This window comes from Streptococcus suis, assembly GCF_017601095.1.
GTDB lineage: Bacteria > Bacillota > Bacilli > Lactobacillales > Streptococcaceae > Streptococcus > Streptococcus suis_Z.
The window spans coordinates 1-2,368 of sequence record NZ_JAGFUX010000029.1 but is presented as its reverse complement, the minus strand read 5'-3'; the positions used below and the strand labels follow the sequence as shown (position 1 = coordinate 2,368).

2 protein-coding genes and 1 tRNA gene are annotated in these 2,368 nt (G+C 44.3%); 1 reads left to right on the top strand and 2 read right to left on the bottom strand.

Going from position 1 to position 2,368, the window contains the following annotated elements:
• The coding region (locus J5566_RS10365) for an IS3 family transposase (protein ID WP_136117368.1) at positions 1 to 96 on the top strand (96 nt) is incomplete at its 5' end.
• 48 nt (positions 97 to 144) lie between these two features.
• Here the strand turns inward: J5566_RS10365 and recG are convergent.
• Positions 145 to 2,160, bottom strand: coding sequence for an ATP-dependent DNA helicase RecG (recG, locus tag J5566_RS10360; RefSeq protein WP_208563178.1), 2,016 nt, complete (start codon positions 2,158 to 2,160; stop codon positions 145 to 147).
• Between the two features lie 82 nt (positions 2,161 to 2,242).
• A tRNA-Pro gene (locus tag J5566_RS10355) sits at positions 2,243 to 2,316 on the bottom strand.
• Positions 2,317 to 2,368: the final 52 nt, after the last annotated feature.

Here is a 2,368-nt window from a genome sequence, read left to right as displayed (position 1 = left end):
ATTACAGATTATATTTTTTACTACAACAACAAACGAATAAAAGCAAAATTAAAAGGACTTAGTCCTGTCCAATACAGAACTAAATCCTTTCAATAATTATTTGTCCAATTTTTTGGGGTCAGTTCAATCACGACCAGCTTTTTCTTAATCCAAATTCTCTTTCTCACGCAAATGCTTGACTAAAATAGCCCACTCAGGCTTAGTTTTCCAATCCTGGTCCGTAACAATCTGACTGGCAACCCGCCTTGCTTCTTCCAAAATAGCATAATCTTCCACAATATTAGCCACTTGGAACTCTGGCAAACCTGATTGGCGGGTCCCAAAAATTTCACCTGCTCCTCGCATTTTCAGATCCTCCTCAGCCAGCACAAAACCGTCCGTCGTCTCCGTCATAATCTTCATCCGGTCCTTCCCAGAATCCGTCTTGGGATTGGCAACCAAAACCGCATAAGACTGCTTACTGCCACGCCCAACACGACCGCGAAGCTGGTGCAGCTGACTAAGCCCAAACCGATCCGCATCCATGATGATCATGACCGTTGCATTAGGAACATTGACCCCCACTTCAATCACTGTAGTAGAAACCAAGATATCCGTCTTACCAGCCTTGAACTCCTGCATAATGGTCTCTTTTTCATCATTCTTCATTCGACCATGCAAGAGGGAAACGCAGGCTCTCTCACCAAAGTAGGCAACCAACTCTTCCTTCAAATCGACCGCATTTTTCAAATCTAAGGCCTCGGATTCCTCAATCAAAGGTGAAATCACATAGACCTGAGCACCTTTGGCCAATTCCTTATCTAACCATTCTAAAACGACCGGCAATTGCTCATGTTTGACCCATCGCGTAATAATCGGTTTCCGTCCAGCAGGCAACTGATTGATAATGGACACATCCATTTCCCCAAAGGCCGTGATAGCCAAGGTCCGCGGAATAGGGGTTGCCGTCATCATCAAGACATCAGGATTGGCCCCCTTCTCCCTCAAAAGTCGCCGTTGCTTAACACCAAAGCGATGCTGCTCGTCTGTCACCACTAATCCTAGCTTATGATAAGTCACACCTTCCTGGATTAAGGCATGCGTCCCCACGATCATATCGACCTCTCCTGACTCAATAGCCACCAAAGCCGTCCGACGCGGAGCCGCCTTCATACCTCCCGTCAGTAAGGCGATGGATAATTCTGGAAAAAGCTGACGTAAACTCTCGAAGTGTTGTTCTGCCAGGATCTCCGTAGGAACCATGATAGCCGACTGCATACCAGCCGTATTGGCGGCATACATAGCCAAACCAGCTACAACCGTCTTCCCTGCACCCACATCTCCCTGTAACAGACGATTCATGTGACCGCCAGAGGCCATATCGCACAAGATTTCATCCAAAGCAGCTTGCTGAGCCTCCGTCAATGCGAAAGGGAGACCAGCAATTTTTTCCTCTACTAAACTTCTTTGGTAGGGAATGGCCAGTCCATTGGATTCCGCCTTATTTTCAGCCTTGAGAACCTGCAAGTTCAACTGAAAATTAAACAATTCCTCAAACTTTACTCGCCTTAAAGCCTGTTTAAATTCATCCAAATCTCTAGGAAAATGCATGGCAAAGGCTGCCTGTTTCCGAGGCAGCAAACGATATTTCTCCAACAAGATAACAGGTAAATTTTCCTCAATTAAATCAAAATACCCCCTATCGACCGCGGCTTGGACTAATTTCACAAGATTAGCCTGAGATATCCCTTGTGCCACATGGTAAATCGGTTGTAAATCCTCCGAAGATTGGGCAACAATTTTCATCCCAGTCAAACTAGCTTTCGCCTTATCCCATTTTCCCCAAATAGCAATTTCCTGTCCAACCTCAACTTTATCTGCCAAATATGGCTGATTAAAAAAAGAAACCACAACAATAGCCTCACCCTGCTTAATGGAAAAACGCAAACGATTACGCTTAAAACCATAATACTGTACATTAGCAGGGGTCGAAACAGTTCCAACAATAACTGCCTTTTCACCATCTACCAAATCCAGAACAGACTTAGAAGCAAAATCTTCGTACCGAAATGGATAATAAACAACGAGGTCTTCCACCGTATACAAATCTAGCTTCTGAAATTTCTCAACTGCCTTTGGTCCAACACCAGGCAAGACCAAAAGACTATCATTCAAACTTATCATAACACTATTATATCAAATAAAATGAAAAAAGAAGGACCAGCCTCCTGAAAACAAAAAAAGCAACTCAGAGTTGCTTCCATCGGGAAGACAGGATTCGAACCTGCGACACCTTGGTCCCAAACCAAGTACTCTACCAAGCTGAGCTACTTCCCGATATCATTAAAAATAAACCTCCCCTAATGTTCTACATTAAGCGAGTGATGCA